The organism is Micromonospora krabiensis (assembly GCF_900091425.1).
GTDB lineage: Bacteria > Actinomycetota > Actinomycetes > Mycobacteriales > Micromonosporaceae > Micromonospora > Micromonospora krabiensis.
Genome location: NZ_LT598496.1, coordinates 5,436,450 through 5,451,291 on the forward strand (window position 1 = coordinate 5,436,450; position 14,842 = coordinate 5,451,291).

The window sequence follows — 14,842 nt, forward strand, 5'->3', positions numbered from 1 at the left end:
GGACCGGGCCGGCGAGGTGTCGGGTCAGACCGGGTAGGTCCGGGCGACCGCGAGCATCTCCGAACTGTGCGAGCCGACCACGCCGACGTCCGCCGGGCGGGGCTGGAAGCCGGGCAGCGCGTCCAGCCCGTCGCTGGCGTCCATGGCGCGCAGCGCCACCGGCCCGCCCGTCGGCGTGACCGTGAGCGTGACCTCGATGCCCTCGGCCGGGGGCGCGTGGAAGACCACCCCGAATCCCCACCTGCCGTCCCGCGCCTCGACCGGCACCGAGCGGCCGGCCACCTCGGCGCGCCGCACCGTGGCGGTGGTCGTGTCGACGTGCAGGCTCATCAGGCGTACCTGCCGTTGCGGGGTGACCCGCAGCCGCAGCGTCCGGTCGCCGCCGGCGGTGGTGTCGGCGAGCACCTCCAGCTTCGGGGCGGGCAGGTCGGCGGCCGGGGCCGGCCCGGCGCGCAGCTCGCCGTCGCCGAGGCCGGGGAAGTCGTCGGAGACGTTCTGCTCGCCGTCCACGTACCGGTCGGTCCAGGGCTGCGGGCCGGTCTCGTGGCTGAGCCAGCGGGCCTGGCGGGTGCCGGCGTCGAGCGCGTACATGAGGTGGGTGGGCGCGGGGTGCGCGGCGTCGAACCGGTCGACGCGGAGGCCGACCCCCGCGCACACGAGCGCCGCGACGGCGGCGGCCAGCGCGGGCAGCGCGCCGAGCCGCCGGGCCCGTAGCGCGACCAGGCCGCGCTGGCCGCCGGCCTGCGGGTGCAGCAGGTCCAGCACCGGGAGCGCGGCCAGCCCCAGCAGCACCGCGACCAGCGCCGCGACGCCGCCCATCGCCATGCCGAGCGCCGGGAAGAGCAGCACCACCGTCGGGAGCAGGATCACCACGCCGACCGCCGCGGCGGCCGTCAGCGCGACGACCGGCCACGGCCCGTCGAGGCGGGTGCCGAGCGCGACCAGGGCGCCGACCGCGCCGGCCAGCGCCGGCAGGGTGGCGAGGTACGCGCCGCCGGGCACGGCCACCGCCAGCAGCACCCCGAACAGGGCCAGCCAGGTCAGTCCGCCGACGGCCAGCGCGGCCGGGCCGACCCGGCGGCGGGTCAGCGCGTACCAGGCGAGGACGATCGTGGCGGCGAGCGCCAGCACCGCGATCCGGTACCAGGTCGGGCGGTACGGGTCGAGCAGTTCGGCGTAGCCGGGCCGGATCGCGGTGATCGCCGCCCAGAGCAGCTGCGCGGCGACCGGGGCGGCCACGATGGGCACCAGCGTCAGCCCGAAGCCGGCGGCCAGCCGGCCCACGGTGGTCCGCCCGCGCCGGCGCGTGAGCCAGCCGACGGCGACGACGGCGGCCAGCGCCAGCAGCGCCAGTGGCAGGGTCAACCAGCCCGGGTAGTGGACGAGCGCGCCCGGCACGGGGAAGTAGGTGGCGTCGCCGCCGGCGCGCAGGTCGGTCAGGTCGGTGCGGCCGAACTCGCGGGCCAGCCCGAGCGCGTTGTCGCCGTGCTGCTGGAGGCTCGCCCGGTCCATCGCGGCGGGCGTGTCCAGCGGCGTGTGGTAGATCGCCCCACCGTCGATGTAGGCCGAGTTGAGGCCGAGGAAGTCCTCGTCGAGGAACGCGGTGAAGTCGGTGTCGTTGGGCAGCGCCCGGTAGATCTCCACGGCGAACGAGGTGCCGACCGGGTGCGGTGCGGCCCGGCCGAAGACGTTCACCAGCTTCGCGTTGTTCCGGGACGTCTCGAACATGATCACCGGGCCGGTGGAGCCGCGGGCCTCCAGGTTGAGCACCACCCCGCCGTCCGCGGCGAGCGGATGGCTGGACGCGAACGCCGCCGCGCCGCAGAGGCACGCCTCCTCGGCGTCGGTGAGCACGAAGACGATGTCGTTGCGGGGGCGAGGGCCGGCGGCGAGCGCGCGGGCGACCTCCAGGATCGCGGACGTGCCGGCCGCGTCGTCGTTGCCGCCCGGGCCGGTCTGCACCGAGTCGTAGTGGGCGACCAGGAACACCTTGCCGGTCGGGTCGGTGCCGGGCAGCCGGGCCACCACGTTGCGGACCCGCGCCAGGGTGGCGCCGCCCGCCGCGCCGCTGAGCTGGCCGGCCTCCGGCGCCACCGTGTCCTGCACCTGCGTCTCCAGGCCCAGACCGCGCAGCACCTGTTCGATGTGTGCGCGTACCTGGTCGTTGGCGGGGCTGCCGGCCGGGTGCGTACGGGCCGCGATGATCTTCACGTCCTCGTACGCCCGACCGGCGCTGAACTCGGTGGCCGGCGCGTCGGCGGCCCGCGGCGCCGGGGGACGCAGGTCGACGAGGCTGGTGGCGCCGACCGCGATCAGCGCGGCGAGGGCGGCGAGCGCGGCGACCAGCCGGCGGCGGGGCCGGGCCAGCGCCCGGTCGGCGGCGGGCGGCCGGGGGTCGGGGCGGGCCGCGGCGCGGTCCGCGGTGGGGGTGGGAGGTGCGCCCACGGGGACTCCTCGGGGTGGGGCGGGTGGGCACCATCCTGCACCGGCCGGCGCCCGGACGGTGCGACCGGGACGGGAGGGAGGCAGCGGCCGGCGTTGATGGCCCGCTTTGTCCCGTAGCGGGTAGTGATCCGGCCCATCCCCGCCGACGCCGAGCCCGCCGTGTTGTGTGCGACCGTTGTGTAATACAGGATCAGCAGGGCACTCGGAAGGAGCCCGACATCAGCAGCGAAGTCCCGCGTCTCGCGGCGGTGACCCGGCCGAACCGGGGGACCGGCCTGGCCGGTCCTGCCGTCGTGCCCCGGGCGTTGCCACAGGGCGGTCTCGGACACCACCCCCAGGTGCCGCCGGGCGAGCGGCTGCGGGTGCTGCTGGTCGAGGACGACGAGGGTGACGCGTTCCTCGTCGGCGAGCTGCTCGCCGAGACCAACTCGATGATCGACCTGGTGGTCGCGACCAGTCTCAGCGAGGCCCGGCAGCGGGTGACCGGCGTCGACTGTGTCCTGCTCGACCTCGGCCTCCCCGACGCCCAGGGCCTGGACGGGCTGCGCCAGGTGCTGGAGATGTCCAGCGGCGCGGCCGTCTGCGTCCTCACCGGGCGCACCGACGAGCACCTGGGCATCGTGGCGGTGGCCGAGGGCGCCCAGGACTACCTGGTCAAGGGGCAGGTCGACGGTGTTCTGCTGACCCGGGCGCTGCGCTACGCGGTCGAGCGCAAGCGCGCCGACGAGAACGCCCGCCGGCTGCGCGAGGTCGAGCTGCGCCAGGCCGAGTCGGCCCGCCTGGAACGCGGCCTGTTGCCGCAGCCGCTGATGTCGACCGACACGGTCGCCGTCCACACCTTCTACCGGCCCGGCCGGCACGCCGCGCTGATCGGCGGTGACTTCTACGACGTGGTGCAGACCCGCCCCGACCGCGTCGACCTGATCGTCGGCGACGTCTGCGGGCACGGCGTGGACGAGGCCGCGCTCGGCGTCGAGCTGCGGGTCGCCTGGCGCGCCCTGGTGCTCGCCGGCGTGCCCGACGACGAGGTGCTGCTCGCACTGGAGCAGGTGCTCATGAGCGAGCGCCGGCTCCAGGAGATCTTCGCGACCGTGGCGACCATCCGGTTGGATCTGGTCGCCAACCGGGCGACGGTACGCCTGGCCGGCCACCCGCCGCCGCTGCTGCTCTCCGGCGGCGGTGTCGTGCCGGTGCCGGCGCCCGGTGGCCTGCTGCTCGGCGTCCGGCCCCGTCCGCCGGTCGCCTACGACCTGGAGTTCGACACCGATGACTGGTCCCTGCTGATGTACACCGACGGTCTGATCGAGGGGCGGGTGGGCGCCGGCGACGAGCGCCTCGACGTTCCCGGGCTCAGCCAACTGCTGGGCGAGCCGGCCAGCCGGGCGGTCTCCCTGTCCGAGCTGCCGGCCTGGCTGGTCGGCCGTGCCGAGCAGCTCAACGGCGGCCCGCTCGCCGACGACGTCGCCATGCTCCTGGTCAGTCGGGGCGGTGGCCGGTGAGCGCTGGAGTCCGCGGGTGGAGTCTGCGCCAGCGGGTCGTCGCACTGCTGGCCGTCGCCGGCGTGTTGCTGATCGGGCTGGCCGCCGCCGAGGCCGCGGTGGCGGCGCGCAACCGCACCCACGTCGACGCCCTGCTCAACCGCACCGGCCCGCTGCGGGTGCAGGCGCAGGAACTGCTCAACGCCCTGCTCGACCAGGAAACCGCGGTCCGGGGTTTCGCGGTCAGCGGCAAGCGCGACGACCTGGCGCCGTACGAGGCCGGGCTCGCCCAGGAGCGCGACCGTGTCGCGTCGATGCGGCGGCTGCTGGCGGACTACCCGCAGGTCGAGGCGGAGCTGCGGCAGGTCGAGGAGCGCGCCGAGCGGTGGCGGCAGGCGGTGGCTGTGCCGGTCATCACGACGACCGAGCAGCGGGGCACCGCGGCCGGCCAGGCGCTCGTCACCGACCAGGCCCGGCAGGAGTTCGACGCGGTCCGCGCCGCCGTGGACGACCTGCAGGCCGAGATCCTGTCCGCGCGCCAGGAGAACGCCCGCAACGTCCAGCGGACCGGCAACATGCTCGTCGTGCTGCTGGTCGCCGCCGCACTGGTGGTCGTGATCGCCGGTGTGGTGTTGCTGCTGTCGCTGGACCGGATGGTCGTCCGCCCGGTGACGGCGCTGGCCGGCCAGGTGCGGGAGGTGGCCGACGGTGACTACCAGCACCCCATCGCCGGCGCCGGCCCCCCGGAGTTCATGGGGCTCGCCGACGACGTGGAGGCGATGCGGCGCAAGATCGCCGCCGACCTCGCCGAGGTGCGCGAGGCGCGGGAGCGCATCGAGTGGGTCAACGGCCAGCTCCAGAAGCAGGCCGAGGAGCTCACCCGCTCCAACCGCGACCTGGAGCAGTTCGCGTACGTCGCGTCACACGACCTCCAGGAGCCGCTGCGCAAGGTGGCGAGCTTCTGCCAGCTGCTCCAGCGCCGCTACGCGGGGCAGTTGGACGAGCGGGCCGACCAGTACATCGCCTTCGCGGTCGACGGCGCGCAGCGGATGCAGCGCCTGATCAACGACCTGCTGGCGTTCTCCCGCATCGGGCGGCTCACCGCCGGCTTCACCGAGGTCGACCTGAACAAGGTGATGGGTGACGTCGCGAACCAGACCGAGGCGGCCCTACAGTACGCCGACGCCGAACTCACCTGGTCCGCGCTGCCGGTGATCCGCGGCGAGGAGCCGTTGCTGACCAACCTGCTGGCCAACCTGGTCAGCAACTCGATCAAGTTCCGTCGCCCGGACGTGCCGCCGAAGGTGCACATCTCGGCCCGGCTCGTCGACGCCGAGTGGGAGATCACCTGTCAGGACAACGGCATCGGCATCGAGCCGGAGTTCGCCGACAAGATCTTCGTCATCTTCCAGCGGCTGCACTCGAAGGACGCGTACCCGGGCACCGGCATCGGTCTGGCCATCGTGAAGAAGATCGTGGAATACCACGGCGGCCGGGTGTGGGTGGACACCGACGTGCCGGAGGGGACCGCGATCCGGTTCACCCTCCCCGCGCTGCCGCAGGACGTCCAGGCCGCCGAGGCGGCGGCCGTCGAGGCCGACGCGGCGACCTCGGCGGAGCAGCCCGCGGAGCAGGCCGAGGCGGCCGCGTCGGCGGCTTCCGGCGACGCGCCGGGGCAGACGAACGGGGCAGACCAGCCGGACCGCGCTGATGCGGCGCCGGAAGGCGGTAGAACGGGTGGCATGAGGGAGACGGTGGGATGACCGCGCCGGCAGACGGCAAGAGCCCGATCGAGGTCCTGCTGGTCGAGGACGACCCGGGCGACGTGCTGATGACGCAGGAGGCGTTCGAGGAGCACAAGCTGCGCAACCGGCTGACCGTCGTCTCCGACGGCGCCGAGGCGCTGGCCTACCTGCGCCGCGAGGGGCAGTACGCGGACGCCGTGGTCCCGGACCTGATCCTCCTCGACCTCAACCTGCCCCGGCGGGACGGCCGCGAGGTGCTGGAGGAGATCAAGAAGGACGAGGAGCTCCGCCGGATCCCGGTCGTGGTGCTGACCACCTCCCAGGCCGACGAGGACATCCTCCGCAGCTACCAGCTGCACGCCAACGCGTACGTGACGAAGCCGGTGGACTTCGAGCGATTCATCTCGGTGGTCCGGCAGATCGACGAGTTCTTCGTCAGCGTGGTCAAGTTGCCGCCGCGTGGCTGACGACACCCTGCTCGACGACGTCGGCACGCTGCTCCAGAAGGCCGCCGACGAGGTCGTGGTCCCGCTGTTCCGCAAGCTGGACGCGGCCGACGTCGCCGAGAAGGCACCCGGTGAGATCGTCACCGTCGCGGACCGGCGGGCCGAGGAGCTGATCTCCGCCCGGCTGCGCGAGCTGCGGCCCGACTCGGTGGTGGTCGGCGAGGAGGCGGTCGCGGACGACCGTGACCTGCTGCGCCACCTGGACGGCGGCGGGGACGTGTGGCTCGTCGACCCGGTCGACGGCACGTCCAACTTCGCCGCCGGCCGGCGTCCGTTCGCGTTGATGGCGGCCCTGCTGACCGATGGGGAGCCGACCGCGGCCTGGGTGCTCGACCCGCTGGCCGGGCTGCTCGCCACGGCGCGGGCCGGCGACGGGACGTACCTGGACGGGCAGCCGGTGCGGCTCCCCGAGGGCGCGCCGCCGCCGCAGGAGCTGCGGGGCGTCGCCATGACCCGGTTCCTGCCGCCGGCCGCCCGCGAGCGGGTGAGCGCGGGCCGGTCACGGATCGGTGAACTGCTCCCCGGGCAGCACTGCGCCGGCCGCGAGTACCTCGACATCCTCACCGGCCGTCAGCAGTTCGCCCTGTTCTGGCGCACCCTGCCCTGGGACCACGCGCCGGGCGCCCTGCTGGTCCGCCTCGCCGGCGGGGTGGCCCGCCGGTTCGACGGCAGCGAATACCACCCGGCCGACGAGGGCCACGGCCTGCTGGTCGCCGCGAACGAACAGGTGTGGACCGAGGTGCGGGACACCCTGCTGGGCGACTGACACGAGGCGTACGGCGACGGGGTCGACACGCTGCGTCGACGATCCGTGTGCCGGACGTTCACGGGGCTGGCCGAGGGCTTCCGGTCCGGTAAGGTGACCGGCGGTCACCGCCAGCAGGCCGCCGACCGGCGCCGGCGGGACCGCCGCCGCGCAGGACCACGGGGGCCGGCGGTCGACGGAAGGACGCTGTCGTGCCCACGACCATGCCCAGTCGGCGTCGCGCCCGCGGCCCGCTCATCGCCCTGTTCGCCGTCGTCGCGCTGCTGTTCGGCGGGGGCGCGGTGCCGGCGTACGCGGAGCCGAACGAGGGCGGCACCAAGAAGCTGCGTGACGCGCTGGAGGCCACCGCCCGGGCGCACCTCGAGGCGAAGGCGAAGCTGGACAACTCGAAGCGCCGGCAGACCGCGCTGGTCGCCGAGATGGCCACCCTCCAGTCGCGGGTGAACGAGCTGACCGTGCAGGTGGGCGAGGTCGCCGCGCAGTCGTACCGACTGGGCCGACTCACCCCCACGTCGATGCTGCTCAACAGCGCCTCCCCGGAGGCGTTCCTGCAGCGGGCCGCCAACCTCGACCTGATGGCGCAGCGGGACGGCAAGCGTCTGCGTGACCTCACCGAGGCGCGCGAGGAGGCACAGCGGGCCAAGATCGCAATCGACGGTGAGGTGCGGGAGCAGCAGAAGCAGCTGGCCGTGATCGCGAAGAAGAAGAAGGAGGCCGAGGCGGCGCTCGCCGAGGTCAGCGGCGGCGGCAGTGGCGGGTTCAGCGGTGGCAGCTCCACCTCGGCGAAGCCCGCGCCCCGCAACGCGGACGGCTCCTGGCCGTCGGAGCGCTGCTCGGTGAACGACCCCACCACCTCCGGCTGCATCACGCCGCGGACGCTCAACGCCCTCCAGCAGACCCAGGCGGCCGGCTACAAGCGACACGTCTCCTGCTACCGCAGCGGCGGCGACGGCGAGCACCCGAAGGGGCGGGCGTGCGACTTCGCCGCCGCCACCAACGGCTTCGAGGACCGCTCGGCGACCGGCGGCGACAAGTCGTACGGGGACAGCCTCGCCGCCTGGCATGTGCGCAACGCCAACCGGCTCGGCGTGCTCTACGTGATCTGGTACCGGCAGATCTGGCACCCCGGCACCGGCTGGCGCGCCTACAGCGGTGGGGGCAGCCCCGCCGCAGACCACACGAACCATGTTCATCTCTCGATGTACTGACCCGGCACCCCAGGATCACTGCGTACCATCGCGACGGTGAACATCGCATCGTCCGACGTCACGGTCCCGCCGGCGCGGCCCGCGCCGCCGAGCGTCCACGCCCTGCCCAACGGGCTCGCCGCGTTCCTGGTCTTCTTCTCCAGCGGTGCCGTGCTGGTCCTGGAGACGGTCGCCCTGCGCCTCGTCGGCCCGTACGTCGGGGTGACCCTCCAGGTCACCAGCTCGGTCATCGGCATCGCGCTGGCCGCGATCGCGTACGGCGCCTGGTCCGGTGGTTGGCTCGCCGACCGCCGGGACCCGCGCCCGCTGCTGGCACCCGCGCTCGTCCTGGCCGGCATCGCCACGGCGATCACCCTGCCCGTCGTCCGGTACGCGGGTGAGGTCCTGCGCGGCGGCGCCGCGAGCGCCATCCTGCTGCTCGTGGCGCTGGCCGTCTTCGTCCCGGCGATGCTGCTCGCGGCGGTCACTCCGCTGGTCGTCAAGCTGCAGCTCGCCGACCTGCGCCGCACCGGCCAGGTGGTGGGCCGGCTCTCCGGCATCGGCACGCTCGGTGGCATCACCGCCACCCTGCTCACCGGGTTCGTGCTGGTCGCCGCGCTGCCCAGCACGGTGATCCTGCTGGCGCTGGCGGTGGCGCTCGGTGTCACCGGCCTCGGCCTCGGCTGGTACCTGCGCCGGCAGGTACGCGCCGAGCTGCCCGGTCCGGCTCGCGCACCGGCGGCGCTGGCCGTGCTCGGCCTGGTCGGAGCCGGTCTGACCACGGTCGCCCCGAACCCGTGCGACATCGAGACCGCGTACCACTGCGCGCGGGTGGCCACCGACCCGGCCCGCGCGAGCGGCCGGACCCTGTTGCTCAACTCGGCGCAACACTCGTACGTGGACCTCGCCGACCCCCGTCACCTGGAGTACGCGTACACGAAGTGGTTCGGCGCGGTGACCGACGTGGTCGCCCCGGCCGGGCAGCGGCTCGACGCGCTGCACCTGGGCGGGGGCGGCTTCACCGTGCCCCGCTACCTGACCGCGACCCGGCCCGGCACCGACAACCTGGTCTTCGAGATCGACGGCGGGCTGATCGAGCTGGGCGAGCGGGAGCTGGGCGTACGACAGGGGCCTGACCTGCGGGCGGTCACCGGCGACGCCCGGATGCTGGTCGCCGGTGAGCCGACGGACAGCCGGGACCTGGTGGTCGGCGACGCGTTCGGGCACCTGGTGGTGCCCTGGCACCTGGCCACCCGGGAGATGGCCGCCGACATTCGGCGCGTCACCCGCCCCAACGGCGTCTACGTGCAGAACGTCATCGACTACCCGCCGCTGCGCTTCATCCGCAGCGAGCTGGCCACGGTGGGCGCCGAGTTCCCGCACGTCGCGCTCATCGCCCCACCGGAGGCGCTCGTCGGCGAGCAGGGCTCCAACTTCGTGATCGTCGCGTCCGACGCGCCGCTGCCGCTGGACGCGATCCGCGCCCGGCTGGCCGAGGTGGACGCCCAGGTGAGCCTGGTCAGCGACGCCGAGCTGGACGGGTTCGTCGACGACGCGCTGGTGCTGACCGACGACTTCGCGCCGGTGGACCAACTGCTCGCCACCGCCTGAACGGGTGACATCCCCGACCGATTTCGACCAGTGAGGTGTAGCGGAGGCCGTCGCGGGCAACAACGCTGACCATGGACGGTGGGGACCGGAACGGCACGAGACTGCTCGGTGAGCGGTATCGGCTGATCGAGCAACTGGGCGCGGGCGGCATGTCCGTGGTCTGGCGGGGCTACGACGAGGTGCTGGGCCGCCAGGTGGCGGTCAAGGTCCTCGCGTCCCGGCTGGCCAGCGACCGGGCCTTCCGGCACCGCATCCGGATCGAGGCGCAGTCCGCGGCCCGGCTCTGCCATCCGCACATCACCAACGTGTACGACTACGGGGAGTCCCAGCAGGGCGGGCTGACCGTGCCGTACGTCGTGATGGAGTTGGTCGACGGCGGTTCGCTGAGCAGCCGGTTGGGGCGGGAGCCGCAGTTGGCGTGGCGTGACGCGGTGACCATCGGCGCGGAGGTCGCCTCGGCGCTGGCCACCGCGCACGCCCGCGGCGTGGTCCACCGGGACGTCACCCCGGGCAACGTGATGCTGACGTCGACCGGGGTCAAGGTCGTCGACTTCGGCATCTCCGCGCTGGTCGGCGAGAGCGAGAAGGACGCGGACGGGCAACTGCTCGGTACTCCCGCGTACCTCGCGCCCGAGCGGCTGGACAACGGCCAGGTCTCACCGGCGACCGACGTGTACGCCGTGGGCCTGCTGCTCTACCGGATGCTCGTCGGGCGTCTGCCCTGGCAGGCCAGCACCACCACCGAGATGCTGCGCGCCCACATGTACAACGACCCGGAGCCGATGCCCACCGTGCCGGGGTTGCCCGGCGAGGTGGCCGACCTCGTCCGGCGCTGCCTGGCCAAGCGGCCCGCTGACCGGCCCTCGACCGCCGAGCTGACGCGCGTCCTGGCCGACGCGGCCGGGATGGTCGCCGCGATTCCCGTGTCACCGGCCGCCGGACCGGTGGACCCGGGGACGCTGGCGAACGCGGGCACCACGATCCTGCCCTGGTCGGCCGAGACCGACGCGCTGCCGTTCTCCCGTACCCGCAACCAGCGCTCGTCGGCCCGGCGTCGGCGGGTCGAGGCCGGGGTGGCCGCCGCCGGTCTGGTCGCCGTCACGGCCGCGCTCTGGGGGGTGACCGGGCGCACCCCGGCCAGCGGCGGCACCGAGCAACCCACCGAGGCGCGCATGGGGTTGGAGAAGCCCGCCCCCTGCCAGGTGGCGTACGCGCTGCGCACCGACTCCGGCAAGGAGTTCGCCGCCGACCTGACGCTCACCAACACGGGCCAGCGGGAGCTGCGCGACTGGGCGATGACCTTCACGTTCCCGGGTGGGCAGACGGTCACCCGGGCGACGCCGGCGTCCGCGCAGCAGCAGGGACGTACGGTCGTCGTCCGCCCACCGGCGGAGCGCCCGGCACTGGCGCCGGGCGCCGCCGAGAAGATCACCCTCTCCGGCCACTACACCGGCGCGAACCCGCTGCCGGTCGCGTTCACGCTCGGCGCGGAGAGCTGCGGGGTGCAGGTCTCCGGGGTGGCCGGCAGCGCGCCGAAGCCGGCCGCCACGACCAAGGCCCCGGCACCGAAGAAGCCGGCGAAGACGACTGCCACGACGCCTCGCGGCGGCCCCGGCGCTGCCGGCAGCGCCCCGAAGGCCAAGCCCGAGAAGCCCGGAAAGGGGAAGGGGCCGGGTGGTGGCCCGGGAAAAGCGGGAAGCTAGGCAAGGGCCACGGGGGAGGCGGCGGCCACGGGAAGCGGTGAGCAGACCGTAGGTGCGGCGGGGGCGTCGCCGGGGGTCAGCTGAGCCCGGCGAACCTCTGCACCTGATCGATGTTGCCCTCGATGACGAGGGTGCTGCCCGGGGGCAGCACGGTGCTGTCCGAGGCGTATCGGAAGGGCTCGCCGGTCACCTTCGCGCCGAGGACGCGCACCCCGTACCGCTCGATCGGCCGGATCTCCGACAGCGGCCGCCCGGCCAGCGTCTCCGGCACGGGCACCCTGGCGATCGCGAAGTCGTCGCCGAACTCGATGAAGTCGAGCATCCGGGTGACGATCAGGTGCGCGACCCGCTCGCCGGTCTCGGCCTCGGGAAAGACGACGTGGTGTGCCCCGACGGAGGAGAGGATCCGGGCGTGCCGTCGGGAGGTCGCCCGCGCCCAGATCTGCGGCAGGCCCAGCTCGGCGAGGGCCAGCACGGTGAACACGCTCGCCTCCAGCGAGGCGCCGATGGCGACCACCGCGCGCCCGAAGGACGTGATGCCGAGTTGCCGGAGCGCGTCCTCCTCGGTCGCGTCCGCCTGCACCACCCGGTCGAGCCGTGCCGACCAGCGCTCGACCCGCGCCGGGTCGCGGTCGACGGCCATCACCTCGTGACCGAGGCGGAGGAGGGAACCGGCGAGATGGCTGCCGAACCGGCCCAGGCCGATCACCACCACCCCGCGCTCCTCGCTGCTCCTAGCCGACAATGGGTTGCTCCTCCGGGTGGCGGTACAGCCGGCGCCGCGTGTTGAGGGCGATCGCCGACCCGAGCGTGAGCGGACCGACCCGGCCGATGAACATGAGGGCGGTCAGCAGGAGCTGCCCGCCCTCCGGCAGGCGCTGCACCAGCCCGACCGTCAGGCCGGTGGTGCTGAACGCCGACGTCACCTCGAACAGCGCCTGCGAGAAGACGATGTTCTCGGTCAGCAGGATCACCGCGAAGGTGCCGAGCGCGACCAGGGCGACGCTGAGCAGCGCCACGGTGAGCGCCTGCCGCTGACTCGCGTTGGCGACCCGGCGATGACCGACCGACACGTCCGGCTCCCCCCGCAGTTCGGCCCAGATCACGAACGCGAGCAGGAAGAACGTGGAGACCTTGATCCCGCCGGCGGTGCTCGCGCTGCCGCCACCGATGAACATGAGCGCCACGAGCAGGGGATAGCTCTCCTCCCGCAAGGCACTGATGTCCAGCACCTCGAACCCGCCGGTGCGGCTGAGCGCGATCTGGGTGAACGACGCGAGAGCCTTGCCCGGCATGTCGTACTGGCCGATGGTGCGCGGGTTCGTCCACTCGGTCATGAGCAGCCACAGGAAACCGAACACGATCAGCACGACGCTGCCCCAGATGGTCAGCTTGGTGGCGACCGCCCAGCGCACCGGCTCGCGCCACTCGCGCACCGCCTCGAACAGCGCCGGGAAACCCAACCCGCCGATGATCGCCCCCAGCGCGAGGGGCAGCGACACCCAGGGGTCGCGGGCGAACGCGAGCAACCCGTCCGTGTAGAGCGCGAAGCCGCCGTTGTTGAACGCCTGCACGGAGTGGAACACGCCGGCCCAGAGGGCGTGGCCGAGCGAGTAGTCGTAGGTCAACCAGAGCCGGGCCGACACCACCACGGTCATCGCGGCCTCGCAGGCGAAGACCGTGACGGCGATGCGGCGGAGCAGCCGGCCCACGTCGCCGATGCCGAACTCCTGGGTCTCCGCCTGCACCAGGAGGCGGTTGCGCAGCCCGAGCTGTCGGCTGACCAGGAGGATGACCAGCGCGGCGGCGGTGAGGATGCCCAGGCCGCCCAGCTGGGTCAGCAACGTGATGAGGACCAGCCCCCACCCCGACCAGTAGTTCGGTGTGTCCGTGGCGGCCATGCCGGTGACCGACACCGCCGAGGTCGCGGTGAAGAGGGCGGTGACGAACGGCGCGCGCTGGTGCTCGATGGTGGCCGGACGCATCATGAGCAGCCCGGTGCCGAGCAGGATCGGCACCAGGAACCCGAACGGCACCAGCCGTACGGGGTGACGGAGAAACCGGCGCACCAGACAATCTTCCTTTTCCGCCCTCGTCGGGGTGGGTGAACCGGAGATCCGGAGATTCACCTGCCGGCCAGGCATCGACCAACTTCCCGTCAATCGCGGGCGCTCTGCTGAGGCGGTTCCTCCGAACGACAGGAGACCGCGTTGCGACGTACCCTTTCCGCCCTCGCCGTGGCCGGTGGGCTGCTGGCCGCCGCGGTGGCCGTGCCGACCATGACCGCGTCCGCCCAGCCGTCGAACGACCAGGCGAAGCACCGGGCGGCTGACCGTCCGCTGGTGATCGGCCACCGGGGGGCGAGCGGCTACCGCCCCGAGCACACCCTGGAGGCGTACCGGCTCGCCATCCGGATGGGCGCCGACTTCATCGAGCCCGACCTGGTGTCGACCCGGGACGGCGTGCTCGTCGCCCGGCACGAGAACGAGATCTCCGGTACGACCGACGTGGCCGCGCACCCGGAGTTCACCGCCCGCAAGGCGACGAAGACCATCGACGGTGTGCCGGTGACCGGCTGGTTCACCGAGGACTTCACCCTGGCGGAGCTGAAGACCCTGCGGGCCAAGGAGCGGCTGCCGCAGGTACGCGTGGCGAACACCGCGTTCGACGGCCAGTTCGAGGTGCCCACCCTCCAGGAGGTCATCGACCTGGCCCGCACCGAGGGCCGGGCGCGGGGCCGCACGATCGGCATCTACCCCGAGACCAAGCACCCGACCTACTTCGCCTCCATCGGCCGCCCGCTGGAGGAGCCGCTGGTGAAGGTGCTCCGGGCCAACGGCCTGACCCGGAAGAACTCCCCGGTGATCGTCCAGTCCTTCGAGACCGGCAACCTGCGCAAGCTCAACCGCATGATCGACGTCCGGCTGGCCCAGCTGCTCGACGCGACCGGCCGCCCGTACGACTTCACCGTCTCCGGTGACGCCCGCACCTACCAGGACCTGGCCAAGCCGGCCGGTCTCAGGTGGATCGCCGCGTACGCCGACGGCATCGGCGCCAACAAGAACCTGATCGTGCCCCGGGACGCCGCCGGCAAGCTGCTCGCCCCGACGACCGTGGTGCGGGACGCGCACCACGAGGGCCTGATCGTGCACGCGTGGACCTTCCGGGTGGAGAACCAGTTCCTGCCGACGGACTTCCGCATCGGCGCCGACCCGAACGCCCGCGGTGACATCACCAGCGAGTACGAACTCTTCTTCCGCCTCGGTCTGGACGGCGTCTTCACCGACCAGCCGGACACCGCCGTCGCCGCCCGCGCCGGCCTCGCCTGATCCGGTCCGTCCCGGCACCCCTCGCCGAAGGCGCTCGGCGAGTCGCCGCGGTCGCTGGCCCGTCACCCGACC

11 protein-coding genes are annotated in these 14,842 nt (G+C 73.4%); 8 read left to right on the forward strand and 3 right to left on the reverse strand.

The genetic code is table 11. The features are described 5' to 3' along the window. Nucleotides 1–24 precede the first annotated feature (24 nt). Nucleotides 25–2,445, reverse strand: coding sequence for a M28 family peptidase (locus GA0070620_RS24945; protein ID WP_091594773.1), 2,421 nt, complete (start codon nt 2,443–2,445; stop codon nt 25–27). Between the two features lie 248 nt (nt 2,446–2,693). Between GA0070620_RS24945 and GA0070620_RS24950 the strand changes: the two genes are divergently transcribed. The 7 genes from GA0070620_RS24950 to GA0070620_RS24980 all read left to right on the forward strand — a co-directional run bounded on the left by GA0070620_RS24950 (nt 2,694) and on the right by GA0070620_RS24980 (nt 11,441). Continuing rightward, complete coding sequence (locus tag GA0070620_RS24950; protein ID WP_377520056.1) at nt 2,694–3,944, forward strand: PP2C family protein-serine/threonine phosphatase; 1,251 nt, start codon at nt 2,694–2,696, stop codon at nt 3,942–3,944. Next, entirely contained in the window at nt 3,941–5,686 is a 1,746-nt protein-coding gene (locus tag GA0070620_RS24955) for a sensor histidine kinase (protein ID WP_091594775.1), read from the forward strand. Before GA0070620_RS24950 ends, GA0070620_RS24955 begins: the two co-directional genes overlap by 4 nt. Continuing rightward, nucleotides 5,683–6,135 carry a response regulator gene (locus tag GA0070620_RS24960; protein ID WP_091594776.1) on the forward strand — a complete coding sequence of 151 codons (453 nt, stop codon included), beginning with the start codon at nt 5,683–5,685 and terminating at the stop codon, nt 6,133–6,135. Before GA0070620_RS24955 ends, GA0070620_RS24960 begins: the two co-directional genes overlap by 4 nt. Then, entirely contained in the window at nt 6,128–6,940 is an 813-nt protein-coding gene (locus GA0070620_RS24965; protein ID WP_091594778.1) for an inositol monophosphatase family protein, read from the forward strand. Before GA0070620_RS24960 ends, GA0070620_RS24965 begins: the two co-directional genes overlap by 8 nt. Before the next feature lie 203 nt (nt 6,941–7,143). Then, entirely contained in the window at nt 7,144–8,148 is a 1,005-nt protein-coding gene (locus GA0070620_RS24970) for a coiled-coil domain-containing protein (RefSeq protein WP_172836618.1), read from the forward strand. 36 nt (nt 8,149–8,184) lie between these two features. Beyond that, nucleotides 8,185–9,738, forward strand: a complete 1,554-nt coding sequence (locus GA0070620_RS24975; RefSeq protein WP_091594782.1) for a fused MFS/spermidine synthase — start codon at nt 8,185–8,187, stop codon at nt 9,736–9,738. A 71-nt stretch (nt 9,739–9,809) separates the two neighbouring features. Beyond that, nucleotides 9,810–11,441, forward strand: a complete 1,632-nt coding sequence (locus tag GA0070620_RS24980) for a serine/threonine-protein kinase (protein ID WP_091594784.1) — start codon at nt 9,810–9,812, stop codon at nt 11,439–11,441. 76 nt (nt 11,442–11,517) lie between these two features. On the opposite strand, the gene GA0070620_RS24985 is transcribed toward GA0070620_RS24980, so the two are convergent. Then, on the reverse strand, nt 11,518–12,186 hold the full coding sequence (locus tag GA0070620_RS24985) for a potassium channel family protein (protein WP_091594786.1): 669 nt from the start codon (nt 12,184–12,186) through the stop codon (nt 11,518–11,520). After that, nucleotides 12,176–13,510 (reverse strand): TrkH family potassium uptake protein, encoded by a 1,335-nt coding sequence (locus GA0070620_RS24990; protein ID WP_091594788.1) that lies wholly within the window; start codon nt 13,508–13,510, stop codon nt 12,176–12,178. The genes GA0070620_RS24985 and GA0070620_RS24990 overlap by 11 nt, the downstream gene beginning before the upstream one ends. Nucleotides 13,511–13,651: 141 nt before the next feature. Between GA0070620_RS24990 and GA0070620_RS24995 the strand changes: the two genes are divergently transcribed. Next, nucleotides 13,652–14,770, forward strand: coding sequence for a glycerophosphodiester phosphodiesterase (locus GA0070620_RS24995; RefSeq protein WP_091594790.1), 1,119 nt, complete (start codon nt 13,652–13,654; stop codon nt 14,768–14,770). The last annotated feature ends 72 nt before the right edge of the window (nt 14,771–14,842 follow it).